This window comes from Cohnella lupini (assembly GCF_003386205.1).
Lineage (GTDB): Bacteria > Bacillota > Bacilli > Paenibacillales > Paenibacillaceae > Cohnella > Cohnella lupini.
In genome coordinates this window covers 1-25,370 of the sequence record NZ_QRDY01000041.1, presented here as the reverse complement: position 1 = coordinate 25,370, position 25,370 = coordinate 1, and the positions used below count along the sequence as shown (strand labels likewise).

General features: G+C 51.1%; 31 protein-coding genes, 1 rRNA gene and 1 riboswitch. Of the genes, 3 read left to right on the top strand and 29 right to left on the bottom strand.

Going from position 1 to position 25,370, the window contains the following annotated elements; genetic code table 11:
* Positions 1 to 144 precede the first annotated feature (144 nt).
* Positions 145 to 375 carry an anti-sigma-F factor Fin gene (fin, locus tag DFP95_RS27890; protein WP_115995954.1) on the bottom strand — a complete coding sequence of 77 codons (231 nt, stop codon included), beginning with the start codon at positions 373 to 375 and terminating at the stop codon, positions 145 to 147.
* Positions 376 to 462: 87 nt separating this feature from the next.
* A complete protein-coding gene (pth, locus tag DFP95_RS27885; RefSeq protein WP_115995953.1) occupies positions 463 to 1,029 on the bottom strand; it encodes an aminoacyl-tRNA hydrolase in 567 nt (188 codons plus the stop codon).
* A 149-nt stretch (positions 1,030 to 1,178) separates the two neighbouring features.
* Between pth and DFP95_RS27880 the strand changes: the two genes are divergently transcribed.
* Positions 1,179 to 1,373, top strand: a complete 195-nt coding sequence (locus DFP95_RS27880; RefSeq protein WP_174887700.1) for a hypothetical protein — start codon at positions 1,179 to 1,181, stop codon at positions 1,371 to 1,373.
* A 68-nt stretch (positions 1,374 to 1,441) separates the two neighbouring features.
* Here the strand turns inward: DFP95_RS27880 and DFP95_RS27875 are convergent, their stop codons facing one another.
* The 15 genes from DFP95_RS27875 to DFP95_RS27805 all read right to left on the bottom strand — a co-directional run bounded on the left by DFP95_RS27875 (position 1,442) and on the right by DFP95_RS27805 (position 14,736).
* Positions 1,442 to 2,089 (bottom strand): 50S ribosomal protein L25, encoded by a 648-nt coding sequence (locus DFP95_RS27875; protein ID WP_115995951.1) that lies wholly within the window; start codon positions 2,087 to 2,089, stop codon positions 1,442 to 1,444.
* Between the two features lie 72 nt (positions 2,090 to 2,161).
* Entirely contained in the window at positions 2,162 to 3,118 is a 957-nt protein-coding gene (locus DFP95_RS27870; protein ID WP_115995950.1) for a ribose-phosphate diphosphokinase, read from the bottom strand.
* Between the two features lie 17 nt (positions 3,119 to 3,135).
* Positions 3,136 to 4,533, bottom strand: a complete 1,398-nt coding sequence (glmU, locus tag DFP95_RS27865) for a bifunctional UDP-N-acetylglucosamine diphosphorylase/glucosamine-1-phosphate N-acetyltransferase GlmU (RefSeq protein ID WP_115995949.1) — start codon at positions 4,531 to 4,533, stop codon at positions 3,136 to 3,138.
* Between the two features lie 119 nt (positions 4,534 to 4,652).
* Complete coding sequence (gene spoVG / locus DFP95_RS27860; RefSeq protein ID WP_115995948.1) at positions 4,653 to 4,937, bottom strand: septation regulator SpoVG; 285 nt, start codon at positions 4,935 to 4,937, stop codon at positions 4,653 to 4,655.
* A 109-nt stretch (positions 4,938 to 5,046) separates the two neighbouring features.
* The gene (locus DFP95_RS27855) at positions 5,047 to 5,445 is read right to left on the bottom strand and encodes a RidA family protein (protein ID WP_115995947.1); all 399 of its coding nucleotides are present in this window, start codon (positions 5,443 to 5,445) and stop codon (positions 5,047 to 5,049) included.
* A gap of 34 nt (positions 5,446 to 5,479) precedes the next feature.
* The gene (purR, locus tag DFP95_RS27850) at positions 5,480 to 6,301 is read right to left on the bottom strand and encodes a pur operon repressor (protein ID WP_115995946.1); all 822 of its coding nucleotides are present in this window, start codon (positions 6,299 to 6,301) and stop codon (positions 5,480 to 5,482) included.
* Positions 6,302 to 6,403: 102 nt separating this feature from the next.
* Positions 6,404 to 7,258, bottom strand: coding sequence for a 4-(cytidine 5'-diphospho)-2-C-methyl-D-erythritol kinase (gene ispE, locus DFP95_RS27845; RefSeq protein ID WP_115995957.1), 855 nt, complete (start codon positions 7,256 to 7,258; stop codon positions 6,404 to 6,406).
* Positions 7,259 to 7,392: 134 nt separating this feature from the next.
* The gene (locus DFP95_RS27840; protein WP_115995945.1) at positions 7,393 to 7,575 is read right to left on the bottom strand and encodes a small, acid-soluble spore protein, alpha/beta type; all 183 of its coding nucleotides are present in this window, start codon (positions 7,573 to 7,575) and stop codon (positions 7,393 to 7,395) included.
* A gap of 119 nt (positions 7,576 to 7,694) precedes the next feature.
* Positions 7,695 to 7,970 (bottom strand): biofilm formation stimulator Veg, encoded by a 276-nt coding sequence (veg, locus tag DFP95_RS27835; RefSeq protein ID WP_115995944.1) that lies wholly within the window; start codon positions 7,968 to 7,970, stop codon positions 7,695 to 7,697.
* Positions 7,971 to 8,119: 149 nt separating this feature from the next.
* Positions 8,120 to 8,998, bottom strand: coding sequence for a sporulation peptidase YabG (gene yabG, locus DFP95_RS27830; RefSeq protein ID WP_115995943.1), 879 nt, complete (start codon positions 8,996 to 8,998; stop codon positions 8,120 to 8,122).
* A gap of 90 nt (positions 8,999 to 9,088) precedes the next feature.
* Positions 9,089 to 10,117 (bottom strand): 16S rRNA (adenine(1518)-N(6)/adenine(1519)-N(6))-dimethyltransferase RsmA, encoded by a 1,029-nt coding sequence (rsmA, locus tag DFP95_RS27825; RefSeq protein WP_115995942.1) that lies wholly within the window; start codon positions 10,115 to 10,117, stop codon positions 9,089 to 9,091.
* 6 nt (positions 10,118 to 10,123) lie between these two features.
* Entirely contained in the window at positions 10,124 to 10,675 is a 552-nt protein-coding gene (gene rnmV, locus DFP95_RS27820; RefSeq protein ID WP_115995941.1) for a ribonuclease M5, read from the bottom strand.
* Between the two features lie 145 nt (positions 10,676 to 10,820).
* The gene (locus tag DFP95_RS27815) at positions 10,821 to 11,978 is read right to left on the bottom strand and encodes a resuscitation-promoting factor (RefSeq protein ID WP_115995940.1); all 1,158 of its coding nucleotides are present in this window, start codon (positions 11,976 to 11,978) and stop codon (positions 10,821 to 10,823) included.
* Between the two features lie 272 nt (positions 11,979 to 12,250).
* A riboswitch (cyclic di-AMP (ydaO/yuaA leader) is annotated at positions 12,251 to 12,471 on the bottom strand.
* A gap of 177 nt (positions 12,472 to 12,648) precedes the next feature.
* The gene (locus tag DFP95_RS27810; protein WP_115995939.1) at positions 12,649 to 13,422 is read right to left on the bottom strand and encodes a TatD family hydrolase; all 774 of its coding nucleotides are present in this window, start codon (positions 13,420 to 13,422) and stop codon (positions 12,649 to 12,651) included.
* 21 nt (positions 13,423 to 13,443) lie between these two features.
* The gene (locus tag DFP95_RS27805) at positions 13,444 to 14,736 is read right to left on the bottom strand and encodes an HD domain-containing protein (RefSeq protein WP_115995938.1); all 1,293 of its coding nucleotides are present in this window, start codon (positions 14,734 to 14,736) and stop codon (positions 13,444 to 13,446) included.
* A gap of 320 nt (positions 14,737 to 15,056) precedes the next feature.
* Between DFP95_RS27805 and DFP95_RS27800 the strand changes: the two genes are divergently transcribed.
* Entirely contained in the window at positions 15,057 to 15,311 is a 255-nt protein-coding gene (locus DFP95_RS27800) for an AbrB/MazE/SpoVT family DNA-binding domain-containing protein (protein WP_027086730.1), read from the top strand.
* Positions 15,312 to 15,441: 130 nt separating this feature from the next.
* Here the strand turns inward: DFP95_RS27800 and rsmI are convergent, their stop codons facing one another.
* From rsmI to DFP95_RS27745, 11 genes are all read right to left on the bottom strand, one after another.
* Positions 15,442 to 16,389 (bottom strand): 16S rRNA (cytidine(1402)-2'-O)-methyltransferase, encoded by a 948-nt coding sequence (gene rsmI, locus DFP95_RS27795; protein WP_245988030.1) that lies wholly within the window; start codon positions 16,387 to 16,389, stop codon positions 15,442 to 15,444.
* On the bottom strand, positions 16,386 to 17,222 hold the full coding sequence (locus tag DFP95_RS27790; RefSeq protein ID WP_115995937.1) for a tRNA1(Val) (adenine(37)-N6)-methyltransferase: 837 nt from the start codon (positions 17,220 to 17,222) through the stop codon (positions 16,386 to 16,388). The genes rsmI and DFP95_RS27790 overlap by 4 nt, the downstream gene beginning before the upstream one ends.
* A 160-nt stretch (positions 17,223 to 17,382) precedes the next feature.
* Complete coding sequence (gene yabA, locus DFP95_RS27785; protein WP_425453334.1) at positions 17,383 to 17,745, bottom strand: DNA replication initiation control protein YabA; 363 nt, start codon at positions 17,743 to 17,745, stop codon at positions 17,383 to 17,385.
* Positions 17,746 to 17,815: 70 nt separating this feature from the next.
* Positions 17,816 to 18,616: a PSP1 domain-containing protein gene (locus DFP95_RS27780; protein ID WP_115995935.1), complete on the bottom strand. Its 801-nt coding sequence runs from the start codon at positions 18,614 to 18,616 to the stop codon at positions 17,816 to 17,818.
* A gap of 2 nt (positions 18,617 to 18,618) precedes the next feature.
* On the bottom strand, positions 18,619 to 19,596 hold the full coding sequence (gene holB / locus DFP95_RS27775; RefSeq protein WP_115995934.1) for a DNA polymerase III subunit delta': 978 nt from the start codon (positions 19,594 to 19,596) through the stop codon (positions 18,619 to 18,621).
* Between the two features lie 62 nt (positions 19,597 to 19,658).
* Positions 19,659 to 20,102 carry a YaaR family protein gene (locus tag DFP95_RS27770; RefSeq protein WP_115995933.1) on the bottom strand — a complete coding sequence of 148 codons (444 nt, stop codon included), beginning with the start codon at positions 20,100 to 20,102 and terminating at the stop codon, positions 19,659 to 19,661.
* 29 nt (positions 20,103 to 20,131) lie between these two features.
* The gene (locus DFP95_RS27765) at positions 20,132 to 20,461 is read right to left on the bottom strand and encodes a cyclic-di-AMP receptor (RefSeq protein WP_115995932.1); all 330 of its coding nucleotides are present in this window, start codon (positions 20,459 to 20,461) and stop codon (positions 20,132 to 20,134) included.
* A 128-nt stretch (positions 20,462 to 20,589) separates the two neighbouring features.
* Entirely contained in the window at positions 20,590 to 21,237 is a 648-nt protein-coding gene (tmk, locus tag DFP95_RS27760) for a dTMP kinase (RefSeq protein ID WP_115995931.1), read from the bottom strand.
* A gap of 27 nt (positions 21,238 to 21,264) precedes the next feature.
* Positions 21,265 to 22,725 carry a glycan biosynthesis hexose transferase WsfD gene (gene wsfD / locus DFP95_RS27755; protein ID WP_115995930.1) on the bottom strand — a complete coding sequence of 487 codons (1,461 nt, stop codon included), beginning with the start codon at positions 22,723 to 22,725 and terminating at the stop codon, positions 21,265 to 21,267.
* Positions 22,726 to 22,746: 21 nt separating this feature from the next.
* On the bottom strand, positions 22,747 to 24,231 hold the full coding sequence (locus DFP95_RS27750) for an aminotransferase class I/II-fold pyridoxal phosphate-dependent enzyme (RefSeq protein WP_115995929.1): 1,485 nt from the start codon (positions 24,229 to 24,231) through the stop codon (positions 22,747 to 22,749).
* Between the two features lie 112 nt (positions 24,232 to 24,343).
* Positions 24,344 to 24,529: a sigma factor G inhibitor Gin gene (locus DFP95_RS27745; protein WP_115995955.1), complete on the bottom strand. Its 186-nt coding sequence runs from the start codon at positions 24,527 to 24,529 to the stop codon at positions 24,344 to 24,346.
* Positions 24,530 to 24,689: 160 nt separating this feature from the next.
* Between DFP95_RS27745 and DFP95_RS27740 the strand changes: the two genes are divergently transcribed.
* Entirely contained in the window at positions 24,690 to 25,217 is a 528-nt protein-coding gene (locus DFP95_RS27740; RefSeq protein WP_115995928.1) for a transposase, read from the top strand.
* 62 nt (positions 25,218 to 25,279) lie between these two features.
* Here the strand turns inward: DFP95_RS27740 and rrf are convergent.
* Positions 25,280 to 25,370, bottom strand: a 5S ribosomal RNA gene (rrf, locus tag DFP95_RS27735); the annotation flags it as partial.

The following is a 25,370-nucleotide window of genomic DNA, read 5'->3' as shown; positions in this document are numbered from 1 at the left end:
AGACGACTTATATCCCAATTTTAGGGAGTAGAAGTCGTCTTTTTCTTCGCTCATCTTAAGGCTTAAATTAAAACAGTTAGTTCTTCAGTGGCCTCGCACATGCCAAGGACTCCTTGATAATGTCGGAACGCGAAGCTTCGGCGATCATTGCAGCGGGTTGGACAACAGCGCAAGCTCGGGATGAGCATCCAAGGTCTGGCTGCAATATTCGCATATTACCCGTACGGTCACGTCCCCGTTGGAATTATACGCTATTATACGCTTTCGCTCTTCGGGGGTCAAGAAATGCAAACCCAACCGATATTCGGGGACATCGACGTTCTCGAAGCTTCCGAGCGACATGCTGCAATGCCGGCAAATATAGTTTACAGCCATATGTATGCCTCCTGAAGTAAGGATATGCGGTAGCTCCCGCCTCTTCCTTCAGTATTCCCGTAACATCCCTTTTTTAAGCGTACGGCATTACGCCTTGACGTTGTATTTAGCCATCGTCTGATCGAAGGGATTGTTCAAGGAGAATTCGATGGCATCGCACGCTTCCTCTATCGACTTCCGTAAATCCGCTTGCTCCGCCTTGGCGAACGGGGAGAGCACGTAGTCGGATATGACCATTCCCGGCTTCGGACGCGAGATACCCACTCTTACGCGATTGAAGGACTGAGTCCCCATGTGCTGAATAATGGATTTGATTCCGTTATGCCCACCTGGGCTACCTTGATACCTCAGCCGAATTCGTCCGACTTCCGTGTCAAGATCATCGTAAACGACGACGAGGTCTTCAAGCTTCGTTTTGTAATAATCCATGAACGCCCTAAGCGACTCTCCGGATAGGTTCATGTAATTCATCGGTTTAATCAGCGCGATCTTCGAGTCTCCTACTCTCGCTTCTCCAATCAGCGCTTTGCACTTTTGCGTGCCCACTTCGACGTTCAGTCTGCGGGCCAACTCGTCTATTACCATGAATCCCGCGTTATGCCTCGTGTTCGCATAAGCTGCGCCGGGATTTCCCAAGCCCACTATCCAACGCATTACGATTTTCATCCTCCAATAAAGAGCCCCTAAATTTATACTTTCCGATAGTTAAAAAAAATATTTTGACGATATGCAACGATTATTGTCTCTCATGTGTCCTAAATAGTACAGAGTCTTAAGCGAAAGAGAGGTGAATTGATGTGTACATGAACGGCCAGATGATTTATGATGATAGGCATTTCCTAGATCATATGTCTTCAGAGGTTCCAGTGCAAATTTATTGCGGCAGACGTCATAGCGATATCGGGTTCATCGAATATTATGGCAAAGAATTCGTTCAGGTCAATAATATTTTCTACAATCGCAAGCAATTTACCTTCGTCTCTCGTCCGGGTTATTAATAGCATATCGATAAAAAAAGGCAGTACAGGACAAGCCCCCTGTACTGCCTCTTTGTGTGAACCTCGAATCAAACATCCTTCTCCACGGCCACGGCCGCTTCGTGTTGCTTCCGATTCTCTTCGGTCTCGTCGTTGATCGCGTCCACTTCGTCTTCTGTACGTTCCTTCTGAGGAGCCAGAACGGCTATAATAACCGTCTCCGGATCTTGCTTGGCTTCGACTCCGCTTGGCAACGTTAGATCGCTAATGGAAAGATTCTCGCCCATCTCAAGCCCGCTGACGTCCACCGTTATGGAATCCGGGATATCCTTCGGATAACATTCGATCTCGATTTCGTGAAGGATCATTTGAAGCATTCCGCCTTCTTTCTCGCCCGGAGAAGTTCCGGTAACGTCCAGACGGGCAGAAGTCGTTATCTTTTCGTTCATATTTATGCGACGGAAATCGATATGCGTAACTTGGCGAGAGAGCGAATCCCTCTGCAGCTCCGCCATCATGACGGGATGTTTCCCGGCTCCGGGAATATCGATCTCGATGACGGCATGGGGGTGGCTTCTCAACATTGCCGAAAGATCCTTGCCATCCACGGAAATTCGCGTAGGGCTATCCAACCCTTTGCCGTAGACGACTCCCGGAACGAACCCAGAGGATCGAATCTTTCTCAAATCGCCCTTGCTTGTTGCTTCGCGAGCTTGTACCTGCAGCGTCGTACTCATTATGAATACCTCCCGAGGATCGAATCCAATGCGTATGCACTAGTTTTACCCTATGGAGGAGTTCGTTAAACATTAAACGTGCGGCTCGAACAGTTTGCTAATGGATTGCTGTTCATGAATACGCACGATCGCTTCAGCTATCAGCGGCGCAACGGACAACACCTTCATTTTGGAAGTGGCTATAGGCTCCGCAAGCGGAATCGTGTCGGTTACGACGATCTCGACGATTGGAGAGGCTTCAAGCCGTTCGATGGCCGGTCCGGATAGAACGGGATGCGTGCAGCATGCATAGATATCCTTTGCCCCCGCTTCCTTCAGCGCGTTCGCCGCTAATGCTATCGTGCCCGCCGTATCGATGATGTCGTCGATCAGAATGGCGGTACGTCCGGATACGTCCCCGATAATGTTCATCACTTCAACGACGCCGGGCTCGGGTCTGCGCTTGTCTATAATAGCCAGCGGCGCCTGAAGCGTATCGGCCAATCTGCGCGCCCGAACGACTCCGCCGTGATCCGGAGACACGACGACTGGCGAAGGCAATTCTTTCTCGTGGAAATAATCTCCGAGAATGGGTACTCCAAGCAGATGGTCGACCGGAATATCGAAGAACCCCTGAATCTGCATCGCATGCAAATCCATTGCGATTACCCGGTGCGCACCGGCCGTCTCGATCAGGTTAGCGACCAGCTTCGCCGTAATCGGATCGCGGGATCGCGCCTTGCGATCCTGCCTCGCATATCCGTAATAGGGCATAACGACATTTATCGTCTTAGCGGAAGCCCGCTTTAGCGCGTCTACCATGACGAGAAGCTCGATTAAATGGTCGTTGACGGGCGCGGAAGTCGATTGAATGACGTAGACGTCGCTTCCTCTAACGCTATCGTCGAGCCGAATATGGATTTCCCCGTCGCTGAATTTGCTCATTTGCGCATTTCCCAGCTCCAAGCCGATATAACGCGCGATATCCTTCGCTAGCTTGGGGTTGGAGCTGCAAGAAAAAATCTTCAATGTTGGATCCGAATAAGCCATTTTTTACCCGCCTTTGTTTATTCGGTTTCTTTTTCTTTTTTGGCTTTCGCGCGCGCGCGAAGTTTCTCCGCATAGCCCGGCTTGTTGACTTGACGCTCGCGGGCTATCGCCACATCGTTATCCGGAACGTTATGCGTGATCGTCGAACCGGCTACGATATAAGCCCCGTTTCCGATCTTCACGGGAGCGATCAAGTTGGAATTGCTGCCAACGAACACATGATCGCCGATCTCCGTCTTCGATTTATTATACCCGTCGTAATTGGCTGTAATCGCGCCGCAGCCGATGTTCACGTGCGCGCCGACCAACGCGTCTCCGACATAACTCAAATGCGGAACTTTGCTATGCTCTCCGATAACCGTATTCTTAATCTCTACGAAATCGCCGATCTTCACGTGCCTGCCGAGCTTCGTGCCTGGACGCAAGTAAGCGAACGGCCCAACGTTGCATTCTTCTTCGAGCTCCGCACCTTCCGCCACGGACTGCCGAATCGTTGATCCATCGCCGACGATCGTATCCGTTAGCTCCGTGGAAGGACCGATGATACAATCTGCGCCGATCGAGGTTTGGCCGCGTAGCACGGTCCCCGGATATAAAATCGTATCGGATCCGATCGTCACGTTCGCCTCGACATACGTATGCGCTGCATCGATGAAGGTCACTCCGTTCACCTGATGGCCCGTATTTATCCGTAAACGCATCAATCTCTCTGCTTCTCCAAGCGCAATACGATCATTTACCCCAATTGCTTCCGACGAATCTTCGACGAGACAAGCAACGATTCCGTTTCCTTCGAGCTGCAGAATACCGATAACGTCGGTTAAGTAATACTCGCCCTGCGCGTTCGAATTCGTTACCTGCTTGAGCGCTTGGAACAGCTTCCTATTATCGAAGCAATATGTTCCCGTATTGATCTCCTTGATCGCCGACTCTGCCATCGTGCAGTCTTTGTGCTCGACGATTCGAAGCACGCCATTATCCGCGCCGCGGACGATTCGGCCATAGCCCGTCGGATCGGCCAATTCGGCCGTCAAAATAGTCGCCGCGGCTCCTTGCGCTACGTGAAGCTCGATCATCGCTTCTACCGTTTCCTTCCGAACGAGCGGCGTATCTCCGCAAATGACGACCGTTACGCCATCTTCGTCAGCGATCAGCGATTCCGCTTGCATGACCGCGTGGCCCGTGCCGAGCTGTACGGCTTGCAACGCGTACTCGACGGAATCTCCAAGCGTGCTCTGAACGGCCTCCGCCCCATGACCGACGATGACGACCGTTCGCTCGCAAGAAGCGCCCCTAACCGCATCCAGCACGTGGCTGACCATCGGTTTGCCGCAAACGGAATGCAATACCTTATATAATTTCGATTTCATGCGCTTGCCCTGTCCGGCGGCAAGCACGATCGCCATCTTCTTCATTGGGTGAATAGCCCCTTTCATCGCGCATCCGCAACATTAAACTCCTTCAGAATCATAGCTTATTCTTATCCAAATGAAAAGAGAGCCTGCGGGGGCTCTCTTTTCAAAAATGTACATGATTAAGCCCCTTCGACCATTACTTCTTCTTCTTGCGCCGCCCGCTCGTATTCAGCCAAAACCGCAGCTTGAATTTTCTCGCGCGTGCCGGAAGAAATCGGATGAGCAATATCCCGAAACTCTCCATCCGGAGTCCGTTTACTCGGCATAGCGACGAACATACCATTATTTCCATCGATTACGCGAATGTCGTGTACGACGAATTCGTTATCAATCGTGATCGAAGCAATGGCTTTCATGCGCCCCTCCGAATTGACGCGGCGGAGTCTCACGTCTGTAATTTGCACCTGTGTTCACCACCTTTGTCCATCAGAAAGACTTGGTGTAATATTCCACAAATCGATGCAAATTCCTTCTTAAATATGGAAAAACCACTTCTAATTTTGAAATTATTTTTTAATTCCTGACAGTTTCGACAGATATCGCCGCAATCAATTCTATTTCGACAAAAACATCCTTCGGAAGCCTTGCTACTTCTACGGTTGAGCGTGCCGGAGTGTGCTCTCCGAAGTAGCTTGCATACACCAAATTAAACTCGGAAAATTGGTTCATATCCTTCAAAAACACGGTCGTTTTGATGACATCGCGGAAGCTTGCACCTTCGGCCGCTAAAACCGCTTTCAAGTTGGTTAAAACCTGATGGGTTTGCTCTTGAATCGTTCCGACCACCAGCTCGCCCGCGGGAGTTAACGGGATCTGACCTGAAGTAAACAACAAGTCGCCCGAGCGAATCGCTTGAGCATATGGACCGATAGCCGCCGGTGCATCCGGAGTTGAAACAATTTTGAGTGCCATTGATGTTCCTCCTAGCTCTATATAGCTATTTCATTTAGAAAAAATTACCAGGTTGGACGATAATCTGACGGGTTTTCAAATCGACTTCGGTTAATCGCGCCAACGAGACGTAGTCATGAAGCAGTCGTTCTTCGTTATCTATCTCGCCCGACTCCACGAACACGCCGACTCCGGCGACGACCGCACGAAATTCGAACAACAGATCCACCATTCCCTGTATCGTTCCGCCCGCTTTCATGAAGTCATCGATAATTAATACCCGCGATTCTTCTTTAAGCGCACGACGGGCAAGCGACATCGTCTGTATCCGTTTGGTAGAACCCGATACATAATTGATGCTTACCGCGGAACCTTCCGTCACTTTATGATCCCGTCTCACGATGACGACGGGAAGATTCAGATACTGCGCCGTGGCATGCGCAAGCGGTATTCCTTTCGTTTCCACCGTCATGATGACGTCGATATGGCGATCCGCGAACGCGGTGGCGAACATCCGCCCAACCTCTTGCATCATGGCAGGCTGTCCCAACAAATCGGTCATATATAGATAACCGCCCGGCAGAAGCCGTTCCGGCTGCTCCAGTTCGCGGCAGATCAATCTCATCTTCTCCAAAGCTTGGTCTTTGCGGCACTTAGGCACGAATCTTACGCCGCCTGCGGCACCCGCCAACGTATTAAGTTCCCCAATTCCTTCATCCTCGAATACTTCTTTGATAATGGCCAAATCTTCGCTAATCGATGACTTAGCCGATTGATACCGTTCGGCGAATGCTGTTAGGGAAATTAACGTATGAGGACGGGCCAATAGATATTGCGTCATTTCCACGAGCCTTGCGCTTCGTTTCAACTTCTTCACGTTCCCCTCTCCCGTCCAAATCCGAATATTTTAGGAGTATCATAACATTTTTATACGGGTTTGATCAAGAAGAACGGCTCCGATCTCACATGAAACCCTATTCTATGTCAGCATTCTTACCACGTAAACTTCTTTACAGAAGCCTCTTAAGCCGTTATAGACCCGAGCGACTTTGATCTCTTTCGATACGAGTCCGAATACCGTGGGTCCGCTGCCGGACATAAGCACCCCGTCGGCTCCCGCTTTGATCATGCAATCTTTGATTTGGCGGACTTCCGGATAGCGATTAAGCGTCACCGATTCAAGCACGTTGCCGAGGGAGGCGCACATGTCCGGAAAGGACTGTCTCGATAACGCATCCAGCATATTCGGTATCGAAGGATGCTCCTTCACGTCGTTGACCCGGAACTTGCCGTATACGTCGGCAGTGGATACGTTGATCGGCGGCTTCGCCAGAATGACCCAGCACTGCGGAGGCGGGGATATGCTCTCAAGCTTCTCGCCGCGTCCTCTAGCGAGTGCCGTGCCCCCTCTGATACAGAAGGGTACGTCAGACCCTAGCTCGGCGCCAAGCACTTCCAGCTCATCTACCGAGAGCTCTAGGTTCCATAGCCGGTTAAGACCCCTCAAGGTCGCGGCAGCGTCGCTGCTCCCGCCCGCTAGACCCGCTGCCACCGGAATTTGCTTGTCCAAATGGATATATACGCCTCGCTTGACTCCATACCGCTCCTTAATCAATCTCGCGGCTTGGAAGGCGAGGTTCTTCTCGTCTAAAGGGATAAAGCCTACTTGGCTGGATAATACGATCTGATCCCGCGGCAATTCTTCCATCTCGAGGCGGTCTGCCAGATCGACCATCGTCATGATCATTTCCACTTCGTGGAAGCCGTCATCTCTTTTTTTTAATACATCCAAAGTTAAATTGATTTTGGCTGGCGCCTTCTCATAAATCTTCAACAATCCCATCACCGCTTCCCGAAACGTCGGCCTAAAAACCTTTACATATTATAACAAACAGCGTCTATAAATGCGAAAAAGGGGTCGCGCTCCCTCCGTTCGGGAACGCAACCCCTTCCTAGATACAGCTATGCCTAGGGCTGCGACGACCTTGCCGCCGCCTGTTCGGCGATCTGGATTGCCCGCTTTACCATGTTGCCGGCATCCTTGGTAGTGATTCCGCCCCAGCCTTCCTGCTCTACCTTATCGTAGAATCCCAGGTCCTTGGCCAGCTCCTCCTTGAACTGCTCGGACATGACGCTCCTTCTTCTGCTCATCCCTTCGCCTCCTACCCTAAACATTAAGAGTTCGACGTTAGGATGCCTTGAACGGGACATAAACATGCAAAACGGGCAGCACAGCGCTTAGCGCCATGCTGCCCGTACAATTAACCGTGTCAGTGCGATAAATAGTTGATGCGAACCTGGCCATCGTCATTGCACAGCATAACTTCCACGGATTCAGTCAAAATATCAGCGTAACTGTACGAAACCCGCTTAAACGCGTGCTGTTCCTGATCCAGTTTAACAATGAAAACCGATGGGTAGATTTCTTCCAATACGCCCGTGCGTTCGATGGTTTTGCGGCGTCCACCGTTGGCGCGGAGCATGATTTTGGAGCCGACGTGCGGTTCCAGGCTTCGTTTGATCTCTAGAAGCGCGTTTTTAGCCATGATCCACTACCACCTCTTTCCCTGTAAATTATAACTAAAAACAGGGGAGGTGTCAAATGAGCAGAATATTATATCAACGATGCTGATTTCGTGTCAACGGTCATTTTCCTTGCTAGTCTAGGCTTTTTCCAAAGATCTCTTGATTTTAGTCACACAATGTTCACATTTTGATCCGAAATCACGGGTTTCGTATTCGGAACCCCGATCCGATATCGCCCCATTGTTTCAATTCCGCCAACGCCTTGCCTTCCGCTGATCGTATGCGCGATGACGTCCGTAATATTGATCGTATCCCGGAAGGGAGTGAATGAAGCCCGCACCGCCACGTACACCGGATCCAGCGCATGGATCATGATTCTTCCCGGTGAGCTCGCGAAGTTCGCTCCCGCTTGAAGCAGCGCCTCGAAGTGGGATTGACAGGCTCCGGCGACAACGACGAGCGAATCGCGGTTGCGCTCATAGTCCCTAGCCACGTTGACGGCCTGCACGAAGTTCAAGGAATTCTTGTAGCTGCTTAACTGCTGCAGGTCCTCCCTTTGCTTAAGCACCCCGTCATGGCCCGTAATGACGACGATGTCCGGGTGAACCTGGGGAAGCATCCGAAGCAGGATCTGCGGCATTTGCGACTCGTGGCAATGAACGCCTTCGGCGGGAACGTTTAATTGCCCGTATACTTGCATGCTTTTCTTCAGATAGTTGGCATCTCCGTCCAGATGAAGGACTTTGCCCGGCAGCTCGAAGAATGGCTGCCTCCTGTCGTCCGCGACGGAGCTAAACCCCGTTCGCGCGTTGTTCCGGTTACGCGCCTCGTTCATTCTGCGGAATGACTCGTTAGCTTGTATGCGCGCCTGGCGAGTCCCGCCGAGCTCGTCCGGATTTCTCACCGTCTGGAGGTCTTCGACGGGCGCGTCGGCGAGCAGTCGATAGTCCATGCCTCTAAGCACGGCTTGGTTCGCCGCGAAAGCCGCAACCCGGAACAATACATCTCCGCCATAGGATTTACGTATGACTAAATCCCCCTGCTTCATGGGCCAATCACCTCTTCGTGTATCCTATGGAGGGATGGGAGCATGGGTGCGCGTCCGGTAAAAGGTAGTTCAAAAAGCCCGCTTTTGATCTCAGTCGGGACTTCCGTTTCTCGCTTCTAGCATGCCGGCTTTTGTCAGCGCATCGCATACGGTCGCGAATTCTTGCAACGAAAGCGTCTCCGCGCGCCGCTCCGGCTGAATGCCGCATTGCACGAGCAACTCCGACAACTCCCCTTTACGCTCCTTGCCCGAGAAAGCCGAGAGATTGTTGACGATCGTCTTCCGTCTCTGTGCGAACGAGGTTTGAACGACGCGGAAGTACTTGGCTTCGTCAGGCACGCTTACGGCAGGCTCTGTCCGGCGTTTCAGCTTGATGACCGCGGATTCCACGTTAGGCGCGGGAATGAAGGCTTTACCCGGCACGATGCATACCAACTCGGGCTCGCAATAATACTGGACGGCGATGCTCAAGCTGCCGTAATCCTTGCCGCCCGGTTTGGCGGCCATTCTCTCGGCCACTTCCTTCTGGACCATGACGACAATATTTTCTAAAGGCAGACGCTCTTCCAGCAACTTCATGATGATCGGAGTCGTTACATAGTAAGGGAGATTCGCAACAACGCTCACGCCCGCATAATCTGAGAATTGCTCCTTCCAAAGCTGCAGTAAATCCGTCTTCAGAATATCGCTATGGACGATGCTCACGTTGGCATAAGGAGACATTACGTCTTGTAAAATAGGAATAAGTCGCCTGTCGATTTCGACCGCGGCTACTTTGCCGGCAGCTTTCGCCAATCGCTCCGTGAGAGAGCCGATACCCGGACCTATCTCGAGAGCGCCGCGAGTCTCGTCCAATCCCGCCGCGTCTATGATCCGATCAAGCACCTCGGCATTGATCAGGAAGTTCTGTCCCAAGCTCTTCTTGAACTTGAAGCCGTGCTTGCGTATGATATCGCGAGTACGGCCCGAGGTTGCGATTTCTTTCAAGAAGTCTACCGGCGCTCCGGCGCCTCTGGTGTCGGTTCCTTCGGGCTTCTGCGTGGATTTGGTATATTCGTAAGGCTTGGTGTGGGGGCCGTATTTCTTGCCCCCTCCGTTCTTCTCGGTCGTTTTCTTCATGCTCGTTTATAGTCCTTCCCGCTCCAGCTGTTCCAGCGCCGTCAGAAACTCGACCCGCGTAATCCGGAACATGAGACATCTCTTGTAAAATTGTTTGCCGTTCGCATACCCGATCCCGAGCAGCTCTCCCATTCGTTCCCTGCGCCTTGCGGAGGAAGGATGCACGATTAATCCCGTGATCATCAGGTCGCCCCACTCTATCTCGCCTAGCTCCCCGGAATCGCCTTCGGGGCTGCGAACGCCTTCAAGCGCCCTGCGAATCGCCGCGTCCGATGCGTGCTCCACGCCGATGCCCCTGCGGCCTCTAGCCTCGTCCTTCGTCAAGAAGGCATGCTTGCAGCCAGGCACGCGCTCGGTCACGATCTTGCGAATTCGTTCGCCGGGAGCATCCGGATCGGTGAGCACGATAACGCCCCTGCGGGCTTGCGCAAGCTCGATGCGACGCAGCACCTCTTCTCCGATCGCGGAACCGCCTGTTTCGATCGTATCGGCACCGACGGCTCTATGGATGGCCGTCGTATCGTCTTTGCCTTCAACGACAATCATTTCTCGAATCATGGATATTCATACCGCCTTTATACAGCCATTCCTACAAGCGTATACGAGATTCGGCATCACGGCAAGTGAGGCGAACTTGCGTAATTACGCAAAAATCGGGAAGAAGCATCTCCGCTTCTTCCCGATTGTAACGTCTAACTTCGGATTAATCCGCCGAAGGTTTTACCGGACCGATTACGTAAACCTTATACCCGCGCTTCATTCCGAACTTATTGGCATGCGATTCGCTATCGTAATAAACGTCGATTTTCTTGCCTTTAACCGCACTGCCCGTGTCTTCGGCTCTTCTGAATCCAATGCCGTCGATGTATACCCACCAACCGATAGGGATGACTCTAGGATCTACCGCGATCGTGCGCCCTTCCTTTACGACCGCACCCGAGGAAGTCACTCCGAACCCTGAATCTCCCTCGGACTTGCCGGTGGACGCGAAATCCGCCGAATAAGCCGTCAACGTGACGTTGCTGAGCATGCGCTTCACTTTAACGCTTTGCCCGTTAAGCTTAACCGTTCTGGCTTCTGCGGCGGAAGGAGCTCCGTTATAGGAAAGCGTCACGACTTCCGGCTTTTTCTTCGTTCCGATAGCCACGATCTGATGCACGGCAGGCTGAGCGACGGTTTTCTCGACCATTTCCTGGCTCACCAGCTTGCCGTCTTCGTAGACCCGTTCGGTCTTGAATACGACTAGCCCGTTCTTGCCGGTCGTGACGACCTTCTGCTTACCTGTTTCGAGTTCTTCGTTTTTCTTCTGCACGACTTTGAATTCGATCGGGTACTTGGTCTCTGTGATTTCTTTACGAACCCGAACGATCGATACGGTCATTCCCTCTTGCAAGGGACTATTCAACGCCGGATTAATCCGGTCTTGATCAGACAGCTTGATGTTCAACGAACTTATGACTCCCCCAACCGTTTGTTCGGTCGTGTAGGTGGTTGCTAGTTGGCCGTCCGCTTTTACCGTAACTCCCTTGGCGCGATCAATGACGATCTGGCTTCCTTCTTCCAGCTTGTCGTCCGGCGACAAAGACAGTCGATCGTAGGGACCTACGTTAATGTCATGCTCTTCGAGCAATCCAAGCAGATTGGAAGATTGCGTCGTAATAACGGTTGAAACTCCGTTATCGATAATCGTAATGTTCTTGCTGGCTGCTTTCTGCAACAACGACACGAACATGATACTGATGGCAAAAACGAGAATTGCGCCTAATATCGCGAAGCGCAAATGCTCATGCTTCCATCGCAGTGCGAAAAGCTTGCCGGTCGGTCGTGGATCATGGGTTTCCTCGATAGGAATAACGCCCATTTTCTCGCTCCTCCTCCATAGCCCCGCCGTAGACTGTGATGCATGATACTTGTCTGACGCGACTAATCCATAATGGTTAACGACGCTTCGTTTGCTGCCTTCATCCGCAGATTAAGACCGTAATTCAAGCGCCGCCTTATCCAGTTCGTGCAGACCCGTATGTATTTACGAGCTTTCACAACCCTTTTTTTCAACACAAAAAGCCATCGAGACAGAGGACCTGTTCGTGGCTTCCGCATAGAAGAATAAAAGGATTATCGCGGCACGAGGTTGACCTCTCTCTATCACGCTTGCGGGGTTAGCTGTCGGATTCGGACAAAGAGAGTTGCCCTATTCGCTGCTTAACATGACGAATTACTCAGATAGAGACGCGTCGATGCCGCTTGCGAAATTCACCCCAAGATTGCTCGGACCGCATTGGACGGATCGTTGCCGATCGCCTTCGCGTTGGGTCCCCCACTCTCCCGTTAGGGAAATTAAGCGCACTGGAAAAGGAATGTCATATTCGAACTTCTGTTGATGATAATAACCTCTACGCATCTAAGGTGTAAAGACGGTGCTTCGGACGAATTTCCTCATTTTAGCTGAAATTGCCCTGAACTTTAAGATTATCTTAAACAAATGCTAGTTTTTTCTTCGTCCCGGTCCGTTTTTCTCCCGTATCTTCCAATTATCTCGATATCCCCAAACAGCGACGTCCGTTTTCGCTCGTTATTTTAGCAATTTCTTCCAAAGAAACGCCTTTTATCTCCGCTGCCGTCTCCGCGACCAGACGTACGTAAGCCGACTCATTCCGCTTCCCGCGATGGGGGTGAGGAGTTAAATAAGGAGCATCGGTTTCCAATAATAATCGGTCCATTGGAACCCTTTCCAATACCTCTTTCGGAACCCGGGCATTCTTGAAAGTAACAGGCCCTCCGAAGGAAATATAGAAGTTCATATCGAGGCATTTTTTGGCAGTTTCCCAGCTTCCGGAGTAGCAATGCATGATTCCGCCGACCTCTTCGGCTTTCTCTTCTTTAAGTATTTTGACGATATCCTCGTGCGCATCGCGGTTATGGATCACGATCGGCTTGTTTAAACGTCTGGCCAGCTTGATTTGTTCGCGGAACACGGTATGCTGAATCTCTTTGGACGAGGTATCCCAATAATAATCGAGTCCGATCTCGCCGATCGCGACGACTTTGGGATGGCCGCACAGGCTTTCGATCCATGCCAAATCCTCTTCGATCTTCATGTCTACGGCATCCGTCGGGTGCCATCCGACGACGGCGTAAATAAATTCGTATTTTTCCGCTAATGCCATGGTTGAAGGAATCGTTTCGCGGTTAAATCCTATATTGACGATCGTGTCGATACCGGCCTCGAGCGCGCGGGAAATGACGTCTTCGCGATCGGTGTCGAACTTAGGAGAATCCAGGTGCGCATGGGTGTCGATTAGCATGTCGGAAGTTGTCTCCTTCTATTATATAGATAATTTCTTGCGCGTTTCCGGACTGAGCAAATGCACGTGCGGGAGTACCATTTCTTGAGGGTAGTAAATGTAGTATTTCCCGCGCTGAAGTCCTGCGATCGACTGAATGATATCCGACTTTACAGATATTTCCGTCAATTGCTCCTGCTCGTCCAGAAGCAGGATCGGCGGCTTCTCTTTTTCATCAGGCAACGCACCCGGTTTATAGACATCGTACGGCGAATCCATGGGCGTATCGATCTCCAGATGGTAATCCGGATTAAGCCCGATTCTCCGCCATTCCTGACGGACGTCCTCTAACCAAATCTTATCCTCGCTCTCGAGAGGTACGTATTTGTAGAGTTCCCTGTTCAGGAATCTTCTACATAGGTCGGACAGAAGCTCGTCCTTCTCATCAGCCCATTGTCCGAACGTCGTCTGAACCATTGCTTCATCTAATTTCAAGTAAGGCTGTAGCGTAATAGAACCCGCTAATAACTCGTTTATCGGCGACAGCATGAATGCGAATTCATACCCTGAACGGTACAGCTCGCTTGCCCTTCGGAAAATTTGTCGAAGAACGATTTCCGAGCTTCGGGTAACCGGGTGAAAATAAACCTGCCAGTACATCTGATACCGGGACATCAAGTAATCCTCGACGGCATGCATACCGCTTTCCTTCACCACGATCTTCCCTTTATATGGACGAAGTACGCGAAGTATGCGATCGAGATCGAATGTTCCGTAATTGACTCCCGTGAAATAAGCGTCGCGCAGTAAATAATCCATACGATCGGCGTCCAGCTGACTGGAAACGAGATTAACGACTATCGGTTTCTCGTATTTCTTGCGGATAACCGACGCCACTTGCTCCGGAAATCCAGGGTCCACTTCCCGCAGCACGCGATTAATTCCAGTGTCTCCGAGAATGACCTCGCAAGTCCACTGTTCGTGATCGGTGTGGAAAATTTGCTCCAACGAGTGGGAGAACGGTCCGTGACCGACGTCGTGCAGAAGGGATGCGCACAAACTTAATAATTTTTCCTCTTGCGGCCAGTCGGAGTATCGATTACGCTCAAATTGTGAAATTATTTTTCTTGTAATTTCATATACGCCCAAGGAATGGGAAAACCGACTGTGCTCCGCTCCATGAAAGGTTAGATAGGAGGTGCCTAGTTGGCGTATTCTTCTGAGACGCTGGAACTCCGGCGTGTTGACGAGCTTCCAGATCGTCGCATCCTGTACGTACACGGAATGATGCACGGGATCCTTGAAAACCTTCTCCTCTGGCAATTCCTTATGCATAAGTTCCACCTCCTTAGAATGTCACTATTCGACAAAATCAAAGCTTAAACATCGAACTTTGTCGAATAATGTCGAATTGCGCCTTCCTTTATTATTCCTGCCTTTCGCCTGTCTCCCTTTCTCGAATCACCTTATTTAATAGGATTTACAGGTTTTTTATTGTTAGAAATCTAGCATTTCGGGTTGACTTTTTTGGGAATGGTTGGTACGATAGAAATCGGAAAACAGAGAACTTTGTCGAATGCTGGCGAATACGGACAGACTCTACATACGATGGTCCGTTTGTTTTTATTTTAACCTTATGAGAGGGGTATTACCAAATGATGAAATCTACAGGTATTGTGCGGAAAGTCGATGAATTGGGACGGGTGGTTATTCCAATCGAATTACGCCGCACGCTCGGTATCGGAGAAAAAGATGCTCTCGAGATTTACGTGGACGGAGAGCGCATCATGCTTAAAAAATACGAGCCTGCTTGCATCTTCTGCGGCAATGCGGAGAACGTAACCTACTTCAAAGGAAAAATTGTTTGCAGAGAATGTTTGAAGGATTTGCCTTCCCCTGTGACAAATTAAAGAAAATAGTTTATAATGAAAATTGTATTCTAATAATTGTTAATTCCAACCTTTTTATACTCCTTGCAAACCTCCCGATATTACTATCGGGAGGATTTTTTTGCGCTTGGAGCGACGAGCGGATCCTCTGTTATTCGTCGCTTGTTTCTAGCAAAGCTTGATAGACGTCCCGCTTGGATATGCCGCGATCCACGGCTGCTTTTTTCATGGCTTCCTTGCGGTTTATCTGCAATGCTTCATAATGAGCAACATGCTGAGCTAACGTCATCGAGAACCACCATTGGTCGTTATCCGGCTCTCCCGAGACTTGCGATCCCGCCCCTTGCGAATGCGTTCCTTCTATTATAATACAACACTCTCCAAGAGGAGGGTTATCCGTTACATGGGCCAAGCATGCCGTCACCGTTCCCCGAATCGCTTCCTCGTGGCGCTTGGTTAGCTCCCTCACGACAGCCATTTTACGTCCACTCCATCGCTCCGAGATGACCGCCAGCGTTTTCTTCAATCGGTGCGGCGATTCGTAGAAGAGCAACGTGCCGCTCTCTTTCTCCAATCCGTCCAGAAGCTTGTTCATCCCCTTGCGCTCCCGAGGCGGGAATCCCACGAATAGAAACCTGTCCGTCGGCAATCCGGATATAATCAATCCCGACAATGCGGCATTGGCTCCCGGTATCGGAACGACGGGAATCCCTTGCTCCACCGCATCCCTGACAAGCTCCGCTCCCGGATCGGATATGGCCGGAATGCCGGCGTCGCTGACCAACGCGATATGCTGGCCTTCGAGCAGCAATCTGATTAACTCGGGGCCGCTTGCCTCCCGATTATGTTCGTGGTAGCTTACAAGCCTGTTCTGAATGTCGTAATGGGTCAGCAGCTTACGGGTCTGGCGGGTGTCCTCCGCCGCGATGATCTGTACTTCCTTCAGCGTGCGAATCGCGCGGAACGTCATATCCTCCAGGTTGCCGATCGGCGTAGCCACCAAATACAAGGTTCCAGGTGCTTCGCGCGCGGCGAAGCTGCGTTGAACCGAAGCCTGTTCGGTCTTCTCTTGTTCTTGTTCGTTAATTTCGGTCGTCACTTTCCTGCCTCCTCCCCGTCTCTCTGTGCCTTTGTTGTCGGGGCTCGTCCGTTGTGGCGCTTGAAATCGGGAAGCTCCGCGGATTCCCCATAGAATACGGCAAGCAGCTCGGGCGTATACTCCCCGCTATCCTCATATACGATAATAGGCGGCAAAAGCCTGACTTCCGGTTTTCCGTCTCGCGTTCCTTCTATCAGCACCATGTTGGCTTCCGCTTCTTTACGGGGATGGACGAATCGGATTCTCTTCGGCTCCAGCCGATATCGGCGCATCGTATCTATAATGTCCGCTAATCGGCTCGGACGATGCACCATCGATACCCGGCCGCCTATTCGAACGGATCTCGCGCAGGCGGCGATTACGTCCTCTAGCTTACAGCCTATCTCATGCCTAGCCATCGCTTGATGATGATTTTCCTTGCGATCTCCGCTTTGCAAGGGCAAATAGGGCGGATTGACCGTGATGGCGTCATAAGGCTCCCCTTCCGTTCTCCATTCTCGGAGGTCGCCCTCCACGATCTTGATTTTATCGGATAACCCGTTTAGATCAACGCTTCTTCGCGCCATATCCGCCAATCGCGGCTGAATTTCGACGCCGTCGATCGCCGCGCCGGTTCTAGTCGTCAACAACAACGGAATAACGCCGTTGCCCGTGCACAGATCAAGAATTCGCCCCTTGGGCGGCACTCCTGCGAACCTGGCGAGCAGTACCGCGTCCAGCGAGAAGCTGAACACTTCAGGACTCTGTATGATTTTCAAGTTATGCGTAAGTAAGTCGTCTAATCTCTCTCCTGCTTGCAGAATGCCGCTTGCGGTCTGATCTGCTTCATTCATGATGCCGGCCTCCAATCGAAGCTCTATTGTTCCACGCCCATTAGCTTACTTTATTTCACAGCATTCTGCCAGTTCTAATCCTTCAACCCAACAAAAAAACCGAGAAGATCCGGGATGCGCTCCCGGTTCTTGCTCGGTTTATTAAGTTCGATGGTTGAGCTTATTTACTTAAGAAGGATAAGCAGAACAAGCAATCGCCTTCCATTCGCAGATGACCGTAATATACGTTGCAAATGTGGAAGCCTTCATGGTACAGACGGGCTAGATTGTCATATCCTTCGCCAACAGCCATAGCTAAAGGAGTTTTATCGCCCTTGACGGCAGCCGGTTCTTCCGCCTCATCTTGGGCTGCAGCGGGCTCTGTTTCCCGCTTTAGCACTTTTCTTAACTGCTGATTTTCAATCAGAAGCCGCTGGTTTTCTTCCAAGAGCTCCTTGATCTTCAGCTTGAGATTCCCGAAGTCGGCATGTACGTTTCCTATATGCGATTCGAGTTCATCCACGCGAAGGAAAATGTCTTTCATGAACAACTATCCACCTCAAGGCATCCGATTGTGTCTAATCTCCGTCGACGTCGGTCGCGCGAAGTCATCACTATTTCAGGACGACGTCGTCAAATGGCAATTCTTTCACTTTACCCAAATCGAACAATTGTACATGCACGCTGCGGCTGCCGATGTTGACGCCTACGACTTTGCCTTCGCCCATGGAAGTTACGACCATTCTGCCTACCGCAGGCATTTCTTCCTTGGCGCTCTCGTAATTGTCGTGCTCGTATTTCAAGCAACACATCAAACGCCCGCATAATCCGGATATCTTCGTTGGATTCAGCGACAGGTTCTGGTCTTTGGCCATCTTAATAGAGACCGGTTCGAAATCGCCAAGCCACGACGAACAACAGAGTACGCGCCCGCACGGACCAATACCGCCAAGCATCTTAGCTTCATCGCGTACGCCGATCTGCCGCAATTCGATGCGGGTACGGAATACGCCGGCCAAATCCTTGACCAACTCCCGAAAATCGACGCGGCCTTCAGCCGTAAAATAGAAGATGATCTTATTCCGGTCAAACGTGTATTCCACGTCCACGAGCTTCATCTTAAGCGCGTGATCCTTGATTTTCTGCAGTCCGACAGTGAATGCGTTCTTCGCGGCTCCGCGGTTTTCCTCGACTGCTTTCGCATCGGGATCTCCCGCTACCCGGATGACCTTCTTCAAAGGAAGGACGACGTCCGATTCTCCTACCGTCTTCGGGCCGACGACGACTTTGCCGTATTCTACGCCACGCGCCGTCTCCACGATGACATGCTGATCTTTGGATACCGGATGCTCGGCGGGATCAAAATAATAGATTTTGCCCGCTTTCTTGAAACGGACTCCCACCACATCGTACAAAACTATCCCTCCCGCACGTTCACCAGAAATTGCTCGAGCGCTAGTTGCGGCGCTACGTGAGCCTTTATTCGTCTTGCGGCCGTCAGCGCGGATTCCATTACCGCGACCCAAGATTGGATCGACCGGCTCCAAGCCTGCTTCGAAATCCATTCCGCTTGGTCGGGGAATACCATCTGCGCCTGGCGGTCGGTCATTGCGTAAATCATATCTCTATACCACAAAGCTAACAGCTGTAGCAAAATTTCGACATGTTCGGAGAGATCCGTTTTAAATACCTGCTGCTGCGCTTGAAGCAGACTCGCAGTGAACCGGGTTGGATTCTCCTTCCCTAATTGTATCACTACGTTTCGGATATCTGCAAACCAATTCTCTTCTACCAATTTTCTACTGGAATGGAGACCTGATGCCAGATTTACCGCCGCGCGTGCTAGTAAAGGAGATTTCCCCTCTTGTACAAGAGCATTTTCCAATGCCTCCCGATCCCCTGGAACGAAAGAAACGAGCTGCGATCGCGATAAAATAGTAGGTAGAACGGCTTGCGCGCTAGGCGCAAGCAATATGGCGACGACGGGAGACGGCGGCTCTTCCAAAAATTTCAGTAAGGAATTGCTAGCTTGTACGGTCATCGTCTCGGCCGCTTCGATAATATATACTTTATAACCCGCTCCAACGCTTCGATAGGCTAATTCCCTTTGCAGCGTGCGGATCTGTTCTATCTTAACTGTGGCGCCGTCTGGACTGATAATATGCAGATCCGGATGATTTCCGTGCATGACCTTACGGCATTCCAAGCATTCTCCGCATGCGTCGTTGCCGCCTCTCTCGCAGAAAAGGGCTTGGGCGAAAGCTCCTGCCATCTCTCTGCGCCCCGAACCGGCCGGTCCGGCGAACAAATACGCATGCGCGACTCTATGCGCCGTTAACGCATTCTGAAGAAGAGCTTTCGCCCTATCTTGTCCTACCACTTCTCGAAAACCCATGAAGCAAACCCCTTACGTTACGAACAACCCATCCGCTCTATTCACAGAAGGGTTGGCCGAACTTAGAATACCAGATTAATCAATATTCCTCGAATTTCGCCGACCTTATGAAGCAGATCTATTCTACCCTCTTCGCTTTGTAGAAGTTCTTCGCCCATGCCCACGAGCATAGAGTCGACTTCTTCCAGCAGCTTGTATCTTTTACCGCGGCCTCTTCGATCCCACCCCTTCGTTTCCTTCAGGGCAATGCCGCGTTTTACGGTATCCTCCAAGAACCCCTTAACCATCTGCCGATACAATACCAATTCCCGTATCGTCATCGAACGAGTCAAGCGATCTCCTTGCAGTCTGATGTCCTCAAGCTTCCTCTGGAGCTCCTCGTGCGTTCTCTGTTCCTCCTGCTGCTGCATGAGGTCTCCGAAGTTCTGCGCCTGTGTCGGCCTTGCTAGCGTCTCTCCGCGTTGCAAGGTTTTGTTGACGGGATAGAATCCTGTCTGGATTTTCATTTCCGTTCACCGCCCAACCGCATTAGAAATTAGAAGTGTTCGAACCGCTCTACCGGCAGCACGAACACGGCCGCGCCGCCCACCTGCACTTCAACCGGGAAAGGAATATAAGAATCAGCCGCTCCGCTCACCGGCGATACCGGCGTAACCAGCTGATCGCGTACTTTGCAATTGGCTCTGATAACGTCCAATGCGCTTTGAATGCGATCGTCTTCGATTCCGATCAAGAACGTCGTGTTGCCCGCTCGCAGGAATCCTCCGGTGCTCGCAAGCTTGGTCGCGCGAAACCCTTCCTTGATCAAGGCGTTAGACAATCGGTTACTATCCTTATCTTGGATGACGGCAATCAGTAATTTCATGGTCAGGCCTCCTCGAATCTGATTTGATAAAGGGGGTTCAAAAAGCCGTACGACTTTATTGAACTTGATCTTATGGGGTCTGCTGCTTCTTATTTAAATTGGACACGGATACGCCAAAATCCTCTATTTTACTTCATTTCTTTACGCGAACGCAGTTTGGATTCCAGCTTTATCCAACTATTCTCGGCTATCCGTTCCCGGGACTCCGAAGCGTCTATCGTTACGAATCGTTCCGTAAACTTGGATTCCAGCAATCGGTACCCTTCCCTAACCGAGCGATGGAACGCGAGGCTCTCCAGATCAAGCCGATTTACCTCTCGTTCCCCGTTCTGCTCGATTCTTCTAAGTCCGATTTCCGGGTCCAGATCGAGATATAACGTCAAATCCGGCATGCACCCTTCAATCGCGAAGCGGTTGATCTCCCATACCGCTTCAAGACCCAATCCGCGAGCATGCCCCTGATAGGCCAAGCTGCTGTCGACGAACCGATCGCAGATAACGATCGCTCCTTCCTTCAACGCGGGCATAACCTTCTCCGCCAGATGCTGCCGACGCGCCGCTGCGTATAACAACGCTTCCGTTCGCGCGTCCATGGCCGTATTTTCCTTTCGGAGAATCACCTCGCGAATCGCTTCGGCAATCGGAATGCCCCCTGGCTCCCGGGTTGTCATCACTTCGAATCCTTCTTGCCGCGCCTTATGCGCCAAAGTGTGAATCAGCGTCGTCTTGCCTGCTCCTTCTCCGCCTTCAATCGTGATGAATATGCCGCCTCGCACCAAGCTTTCCCCTTTCAACGATAACCCTTATATCCGGATTTTCCGTTCCGCGAGCTTAACTAACCCGTAGATCGCTCCCGTAAATATGCTTATCACCATCATATCAAAGCAAACGTTAAACATAAACAAATGCTTGCCCAGATCGGCCTCCCCGTCTCCTATGAGCGGTATGACGCTAGAGAATATCCCCGCCAAGGCCACGACCGCCAACGTCTCCGCCGCCAATCTAAGCCTTCTGGAGGCCTTTCTCCAAACACTGCCCAATACGACATAATACGCTAGAAACAGTCCGATGTACCATCCCGAGTCGCGCGGCATGTTCTTTTCCTTCCATTGACTCCAACCGCTGAACTTGTAAGAGAGGGCGCCTGGCGGTTTCCCTGCGGATTGATCATAATTACCCAGGTAATGAGGTCGAATAAACATGGAATTAGCCGCAGCTTTATCGAGCTTCTCCATGAATCTCGAAGGGTGTCGCAAATAATACAGGACGATATCCTTATGACTCAGTTTCTCCAGGACTTCCCTCCTCAAGACGGGGTCCTTCTGAGGAATGGCCGTATCCTTCTGAAAATAATTCGTTCCCGCAAGAACGGAATACTTCTCCGGGATGCCTAGTTCCTTCATATCTCCGGCGACGTCCTTCGAACCTTTCAATACTCCGTAAAAAATGGATTGATATAAGTTCGTATTCTTCAGCCGATCCGGTGCCACGACGATCATAAGAGCGGAGCATACGAAAATGATTGCTACCCCCATCCAAACCTGACGTCTCCATCTGGGATCCGCTCTTAGCCCAAGCATTCTCCACGCCAACAACGCCAGCGCGAATCCGAGCGGCGCGTTTTGGATTTTGGAAGTAGCGACAGCCACTGCGGCTATTATGAACAACGCCAGCAGTTTGCCCGTAGGTAACGGGGACGAAGCGATAGCCATGGCTGAAGCGACCATAAGCAACAGAGCAATGAGCGCATACGGCTCCCCGAAAAACGATTGAAAGTAGGCAAGGTATCCGATATCGCCGAACACGAACAATAAGCTAATAGCTAGTCCCGCGGTTACAATTAGAGTATTGGAGAATTTCTTCGCTCTCGGAGCATTTCTAATCAGTAAATAGACTGCCCATACGTATAGAATGGAATAACAAACGCCCAATACGCGAATATCGAATACTTGCCCGTTCCATAGCCTCCCGATTATTCCGGCTAACGCGACAAGAATGACATGAGTGGAAACATATCCGCCGGTCGTATACCCGCCATAACCGAAAAGCCCATGAGCGTAATGAAAATATAATTGCTCGTACGATTCGTTCGGATTCAATACCGCAAGTCCCGTTACGCCAAGGACTCGTCCAAAATCGCCGCTGTCCGCCGTACCGATAACGGGAGAGACCATGATGAGTCCGATAATAAGGCCGACCGCCGCTAGTGCGGATATCCATGCTACGATTGCGCGTATATCCTTATCCTTCATGTTACGTATCATCCCGTTCTCCTCTGTCCGTTATCATAAATTCGTCTTCACCTGGAGCGTCCCCAGCTCGGGATCTTGCGCCCCCTGAATCTGTGCTCCTTCATGTCTCCAGCGTCTTAGCTGCTCTATAATCTCCTCGGTAATGACTTCTCCCGGGTACAACATGGGAATGCCCGGCGGGTACGGAATAATCCATTCCGCCGATCGATAACCCGCGCTGTCGGCGAGTTCGATCGCATGTGATTCGAATCCCTCTCTTGCGAAAATAACGGGGTCTGGCACTACGTATGTTTCCAGCGACGACGAGGCCGTTCGTGTTCTATCGGTCAACTTATTTCCCTTTTCGCGGCCGTTCGGCGATGCTTGCGAAATCTCTCTCAACGCATCGCTCAGTCTGTCGCCATCTTCCCATGTGGATCCTGGTCCGAAGGCAAGCACCACATATCGCGCATCCGCCATCTCCGGAATGCATTTTCTTCTTATTAGCTCATCCCTGAGTTCAAATCCGCTCAATCCTCCGGATTCGTCGAACAGAACCAGCTTTAGCGGGTCATACGCTATTCCTTCGCTTGCGTATTCCCCATACCCTAAAGCTCTATAAGTAGTTTCGCTCAGCCCTCTAGTCGCTTGTTTAACCGCCTCCATGGCCGAACGGAACATCTCCGCCCCTTGCGTATGCAACTGCCTACGTGCCAAGTCCAGCGATGCCATGATCGGAAAGGACGGGCTTGAGCTTTGAACCATTGTTAAGGCTTGTCTCACGGCGTTCCTAGGGACAAGTGCGCCTTGCATATGCAGCATAGCTCCCATGGTCATCGCGCTTAGCATCTTATGCGTCGATTGCACGACGACATCCGCGCCCGCTCTCAATGCCGTCTCCGGAAACGCCGGATGAAACCCGAAATGAGGCCCGTGCGCTTCGTCGACGAGAACGGGAACATGGATTTCATGGGCAAGTCTGACCAGCGGGGTCAGGTCGTGACTCATTCCGTAATAGTTAGGGGATGACAAGATAACCGCCTTCGCCTCTCCGCGATACTTCTCGAGGGCCTCTCGCAGCAATCGTTCTTCCGGTATAGTCGCAAGGCCCGACGACGCATCGATGGCCGATGGTAGCAGCACGGCTCGTACGCCGGCAAGCATCAAGCCATGTATGATCGATTTATGTACGTTCCTTTGGAGGATGACCAAATCCCCCGAATGGCAAACTCCCAATATCATGGCTAGGTTGCCCGCAGTGCTGCCTCCAACCAGGAATCGGGTCTCTTCCGTATCGTAACAGTCCGCTGCAAGCTTCTGCGCGTCCGCGATCGGTCCCTCCGGATGATGAAGATCGTCCGTGTCGGACAACTCGGTAACATCTATCTCAAGTATAGAGTCGTAGTAGTAGGGCGGCGCACCGACTTCTCCCCATGGCGCATGTTGCTTATGTCCAGGCACATGGAAAGATCGCGCCCGTAATTGGGCATGTGCCGCTAGAGCTTCGTAAAGCGGTGCATGATCTCGGGTAACCGTCAATCCATCCTCCTCCTATTCGCCAACCTCGTGTTTTATTTTCCATATTTTACGAATCGTTATCATTATAGTCAAATAACAAAAAAGGAACAACGATTGCTCGTTGCCCCTTCTATCAAGCGTGAAATCGAACCCATAACCGCTTAAGTCTCTGGACGAAAAAAGGATATTTCTCGTCTTCCGCCGGAGTATGAACCATTTCGGATTCGCATGATGTACAAATAAATTCCGTTACGATGGTGATGCCTTCTTCCTTCGGTTCGTTGCACACGATGCAGGTTTTTCGTTCAATCTCTTCCATGAACATCCCTGCCTTTCCCTATTGATGCATCTATTATGTCCGAATTCTATGAAAATATACGTATTCATAGCAACAAAACTATACCAAACATAACATTAAGCCCGCATTTATCCGATAGTAATGAACAGAACTCGTTTCGTGCAAGGGAGGATACAATCGGTTGGATAACCCATCCGCGTTAAGCGATGCAACCTTCTACCATTATAAGCTCATTCGTAAAATAGCACTACGTCCCGAGAGCAAGTATAGTTACATGGCTACGGCGCTCCTGGTTGTATCGGCTCTATATCTCATATACGGATGGATCGGATTAGTCTATACGGTGGTCGGGGTCGTACTCATGCTTCTCGTTCATGCTCTCGTTTTGAGAATTACGGTTCGAAGAGTAGACAAACTGTCGGAGAAAAGGTGGACCTTCCGGCGAGATTGGCCTTGGATCGGTCCTCTACCTATCCTAGATACGCAATTATCGCTCTTCCGGCGACTTCACTTCCATCTCTTCCTCGTTGGATGCTGCATCGCGGGGCTGTTCTATCCCTGGGCTCACTCATCTCTTGTTATCGCCATGGTTTATTGGCACCTCTGGCTGCTTACTCCTCGAATCAAGCTGCTGTTATCCTTACGCCGCGAACGCGGCGATGGCGTTGTCCGGCTCGAATCCAAAGAAGTATCCTACTATCATCAATAACAAATGATTGACTACGGAACACGAAAAAAGCACCCAGCGATGGGTGCTTTCTCGTTTCTCCGGCCTGGCAACGTCCTACTCTCCCAGGACCCTGCGGTCCAAGTACCATTGGCGCTGGAGGGCTTAACGGTCGTGTTCGGGATGGGTACGCGT